Genomic DNA, 5503 nt, shown 5'->3' with positions numbered 1-5503 from the left:
TATAAAATCAAATTATTTCAATAGGGTAAAAGTAGGACACACGAAGTGTGGCCCGACAAGAGAACAAAAAACAACGTTGTGCAATGCGACATCATATGACTAAAAGTGCGGTCAACATCGACCGCACTTTTTTCCGTTATAGAAAATTATTGGGATTTATTCGGATTTATTCGGTAATTGAATAAATGGAAGAACCGTGCCCTGTGGAATATAGGTAGGGAGTTCCCCATTCCAACGTTCCGCTGTTTTTAGCGCAACCAAATCTTTATTTTTAGACAGGGCTTCTGCCAGTGCCCGAACACTTTCCGCCTCAGCCTCGCCCACCACTTTAATTGAGTGTGCTTGCGCATCGGCTTCTAAGGTTTTTCGTCTGGCTTCTGCCTCGGCTCTCACTTGTGCTTCTTTGGCTTGTTCTTGGGCAATACGTGTTTGGCGCTCTTGGTTTCGCACGGCGACATCTTTATTTACGCTATCCTCAATCATTCGCTCATATTCTTTAGAAAAATTAAAGACGGATTGCACATCATTTATCACCAATGGATACCCTTTAAACATATCGGCGATTTCTTTGCGCAATGTGGCGGCAAATTCTCCCCGGCGTTCAATGACGGTCATTGCGGTATATTGGCTGAATACAATTTCCAGTTGCTGACGAACCCGTGGAATAACCAAGGTATTAATCATATTTTCCGCCGATTTATATTTTGTATAAACCTGCTCGGGATCCGTGATTTGATAAGTTAATGTCAATGCAACCGTGGCAGTTTGGCGATCTGATGTATAGGCGGAAAGACCGGAAATGACATCACCACTATTGTTAAACTCACCAAAGTCAATTTTTGCTTCACGTGTAGAGAAATAAGTGACATCTTCCACCGGTGATTTCCAGTTAAGCCCGGAGGTTTTGGTATTCACAATTTCACCATAGCGCGTCACAATTGCCGTTTGACCGGCATCAACGGAATAAACGGAATTGGATACCACCAGCCCTGCAATAGCAATCACGGCAAATGCTGAACCGAGTTTAACTAATAATTTTGGATTGATACCAAATTGATTATTTTCCACCAGAATGCTCCTCTTTTTTTACAATTGAATATTGCTTTAAAAATTGTTGTGCAACCACCGCAGACATTGCACCTAAAATAAAACCTAGAAAAAACATAACATTTCCTTACTAAACGAATTGAACCGAATGGTAGCATTTTATTGAAATTTATGAGGATTTCAAAAATATTTACCCACTATCATTTCCTCCGCCAATTTCTTCGCACCTTTGAAATCCACTTTTCCGCTGCCGAGAAGTGGGATGGTATCGACTAAAAATACTTGGCTTGGCAGCATAATAGGTGGAAGGTTAAGGGATTTAATTTGGGTGTTAATTTCCTCAAGACTGAGTGGTGATTTCACCAATAACACGATACTTTCGCCTTTTTTCTCATCGTTTACCGCAATGGTGACAAATTGGTTTTCATCATTTAATACTTGGGCGATATTTTCTTCCACGCTACCAAGGCTTATCATCTCGCCCCCGATTTTGGCGAAACGGGAATAACGATCCACAATAGTGATAAAGCCGTGTTCATCAATATGCCCTTTGTCCCCGGTTTTGTAGTAACGCACACCGTCAAGTTCGGTAATGACCTCATTGGTTTTTTCCGGATCGTCCAAGTAGCCCTTCATCACTTGTCCGCCGCCAATGAGAATCAAGCCGTCTTCGCCTGTTGGTAAGTCTTGCAAGGTATTCGGATCAACGATTTTGATAATCGTGCCCGGCAATGGCATACCCACCGTTCCCACTTTGTTGAAGGTAAATTCTTTTAGACTGTCGGGATCTAATATGTTTGGCATATTGACGCTGGCAACCGGTGCGGTTTCGGTTGCGCCATAGCCTTCATAAATTTCCAAACCGAATTTCAAACGGAAGGTTTCTTTCACATCCGCTTTCAATTTTTCCGCCCCGGCAATGACCATTCGTACACTTTGTAGCATTAACGGATGCAATTTTTTATTACGGGCATATAAACGGAAGAATGTCGATGTGCCAAACATAATGCTCACGTTATGACGTGCGCACATTTTGCCAACTTCAGCGCCATCGGTCGGGTCTGCCACACTCACCATTTTGATGCCTTCACATAATGGCATTAGGGTCGTTACCGTTAAGCCAAAAGAATGGAAAATCGGCAAAGAATTTAAAATCACATCATCTTCTTGGAAGTTGAGCAATTCACTCACCTGTTTAATGTTGGTGAGCAAATTTTTATGGCTTAACTCAATGCCTTTTGGTGTGCCTTCGCTGCCGCTGCTGAAGAGAATTGTTGCTGTATCATTCAAGCGAACATCGGCAAAATGCATCAATTTAATCCACCAACGTGGGGCAAAAAACGCCGTTAAAAGTGACCGCACTTTTTCGCTTTTTGTGATGTTTTTACCCAAGGCTTCCGCAAAAATAGTTTTGCCTGCCAATACTTCATCAAAGGCAAAGCCTTTGGCATTCAGTTTATTTAAAAACTTTTCAGCGGTAATGACTTTGTTAATATTCGCTTTAGCCAGGGCTTTTTCCATCACTTCCGGGCTGAGCGTGTAGTTCAAATTCACCGGTACTTTTCCTATGACCATCAACGCCATATTCACAATGGCACCAATCGCCGAGCTTGGTAGCAAAACCCCTATATTTTTTTCCTCGCCTAAGGCTTTTTTGAACTGTTTACCAAACATCAACACAGCAGCAATAAACTTGAGGTTGTTCAGCTTCATACCTTGTCCGTCCACTACACATTCTTTGAACAGGTTAGATTTTGCACTGTTCAGCCAATGGTGCGCGAGCGGTTTACGTTTGGCGATCACTTTTTCCCACACGGTGAAGGACAGCTCAAGCACTTTTTGTTTCATTGCCGGAGCATCAATAAAGCCGTGAATCGGTTTGCCGAACGCCACTAAAATTTCACGTTTGCCTTGTTTTTTCGTGAGGCTTTTATAAAAATTATCCGCACGAGAAAAGCTGCTGCCCCATAAACCCCGCAAATAAAATGGTACGGTCGTGATGTTATCCAAATCTTTTAATACGTGTTCAAAGCCTTTTTTGAATTCATTGATTTGACCGTTGTAACTGATATGACCTTCCGGGAATAATGCCACCACTTCACCACGTGCCAAATATTCACGAATCGTATCAATGGATTCACGGCTTGAACCGGCACCAATCGGGATCACTCGGAAAATACGCAAAAACCACGTTAAATACCATTTATTGTAAATTGGGCGGAACATCACGAATTTAATGGCACGTGGGCTAGCGGCTTGTAACACAAGCCAATCAATCCAACTAATATGGTTACCGAGTAATAATGTGCCACCGCTTTGCGGAAGATTTTTTAATCCTTCCACGTGGAAACGGTAATTGGTTTTTAGCAGAGGCAAGAGTAATAAGCGGACGAATAAATGGGGGAGTTGCCACATAGCGTAGAGGCTGCCCAATAAACAGACCACGGAAACCGTTAGGAAAATGCCGGTGGTGGAAAGGTTCAATTCGACAAATACAATGCTCAGTAGCAAAAAAACGACCATCAAGACGTTTTGGATAAAGTTGTTACCCGCCATAATTTTGCCACTGATTTTTTCTGGGGCGAAATATTGAATGGTCGCATTGAGGGGTACGATAAATAAGCCGCCAAAAAAACCGAATCCAAAGGAACAAAGCATCAGCGAGAAATGGGTACTAACCAAGGTTAAGCCAAAAAGTGAAATAAAAATACCCAATGCTCCGACCGGCACAATGCCCAATTCAATATGCAAGCGGGAAGCACGTCCGGCAAGGTAAGACCCGGTGATTAACCCTAAACCGCTGACGGCAAGAATCGCTTGAATAATCACGGCATTATCGGCATTAAACAAGGTTTTATAATGCGCCGGAAATGCCGCTATTATCACTTGTGATACGCCCCAAAAAAGGCTTAAACCAATCACGCTAAGCCAAATATTTTTATCGCTACGCAAGGTGCGGAGGTTGTCTTTCAAATAACCGAACGAGAAATATTTACCCGCAGAGAATTTTTCATTTTCTGCTTTTTCTTGTGGAAAGAAAGGTATTTTGAAGGCGAAAAAGGCTTCAAGGACACTAAACATCACGAGTGCGATACCAATCATCCAAACGCTTTGTAGCACTTCATTCGGATTATCGGAAGGCACATAATAGCCTTCAAAGACAATTGAGAAGGCAAAAGCGCTAAACAAAATCGCTACAATGGTTAGGGCTTGAATCACACCATTGGCAAGCCCGATATTTTCCGTGCCGACAATCGATTTGATAAGGCTATATTTAGCCGGAGAATAGACCGCACTTTGTGCTGCCAATATCAGCGTTAAGGCAAAGGCGAGATAAAATTCCCCCATCACATAACTGAATAAAATTGCGGTTGAAATCCCCACCGCTGCCAGGCTGCTCCAACGGATCACCTTGGTGCGACAGAATTTATCGTTAATAAATGCCGAAGGCGAAAAAAGGAAAATAAAAGGTAATAAAATCATTGCGTTGATTAACGCTGTTAGCACGACTAAAGTATTCCCCTCAAAACTTTTCAACAACACATTTTGAATCGTGATTTTGTGGGCTAAATCCACGCTTGCATTCAAAAAAGCAATCGCCAAATAAGGCACAAAACCTGCATATTTTAGGCGGTTCATTTCACACTCTCCGTTTGGTAAATTTTTAGTGTTTGCATATTTAACACATAAGGTTTCAGCACCAATAGTAAATCAAAAAGATGTTTAAGTTTTTCGTCTTTTTGTTCGTTATCTTTCAGTGCTGATAAGGTAAGATTCACCTCTTGCATTGCAAGGGTTTTTGCCGTTTGTAAATAGGTTTTCACCATTTCACGTTCCGCCTCATTACACCGGCAAACAATGGCTAAAATATCCCGCTCTTTGGCGGTAAAAATGCCCTCGCGCGGATTAAGCAAGCCCTCATCGACCATTCTTTGTAATTCGATCTCAGAAATAGAAAATTCTTGACAAAGTTCTGAAGGGGAAAAGGTTTCATTCTCTGCCCCCATAATAATGTTAATCAATGAAATCAAACTTTCGTAAGGATTTTGCCAGTCAAAATCAGGATGAGAGAAAAGTTGTTTAATTTGAGAAATGCTGGCATTGAAATTGGTTTGTAGGTATTTAATGAATTCCAACAACCCGACACAGCGCTCGTCATAGAGATGAAAATTCGGTTTATCTTTCAACGGCTCAGGCAAAAGCCCTTCCTTCACATAGTACAACACCGTTGATTTAGGCGTTTGGCTGAGTTTCACCAACTCATTCATTTTTAGCATAGGATCTTCCTCTCGGTTAAATGTGGAGAGGATTTTATACGTTACATTTTAAAAAGTAAAGTGTGTTACTTTACAGTTTTCATAAAAAGAAGAATCAAAATGATGTTTAAAAATATAACAAATTCGGTATTATGCAACACTTGCACAATGTTGCTTTTTGTTATCTTGTAGGGACACAC

At 41.5% G+C, this 5503-nt stretch carries 3 protein-coding genes; all 3 read right to left on the bottom strand.

All coding sequences use genetic code 11. The features are described 5' to 3' along the window. Positions 1-156: 156 nt before the first annotated feature. On the bottom strand, positions 157-1068 hold the full coding sequence (locus BKK50_RS08210; protein ID WP_244149436.1) for an SPFH domain-containing protein: 912 nt from the start codon (positions 1066-1068) through the stop codon (positions 157-159). Between the two features lie 159 nt (positions 1069-1227). Then, positions 1228-4686 (bottom strand): acyl-[ACP]--phospholipid O-acyltransferase, encoded by a 3459-nt coding sequence (locus BKK50_RS08205; protein WP_077417104.1) that lies wholly within the window; start codon positions 4684-4686, stop codon positions 1228-1230. Further along, the gene (locus BKK50_RS08200) at positions 4683-5324 is read right to left on the bottom strand and encodes a MerR family transcriptional regulator (protein WP_077417102.1); all 642 of its coding nucleotides are present in this window, start codon (positions 5322-5324) and stop codon (positions 4683-4685) included. The genes BKK50_RS08205 and BKK50_RS08200 overlap by 4 nt, the downstream gene beginning before the upstream one ends. Between the last annotated feature and the right edge of the window lie 179 nt (positions 5325-5503).

Source organism: Rodentibacter rarus (genome assembly GCF_001998965.1).
Classification (GTDB): domain Bacteria; phylum Pseudomonadota; class Gammaproteobacteria; order Enterobacterales; family Pasteurellaceae; genus Rodentibacter; species Rodentibacter rarus.
Note: the sequence above shows the minus strand (reverse complement) of the source record. Positions and strands in the feature narration are given on the sequence as shown.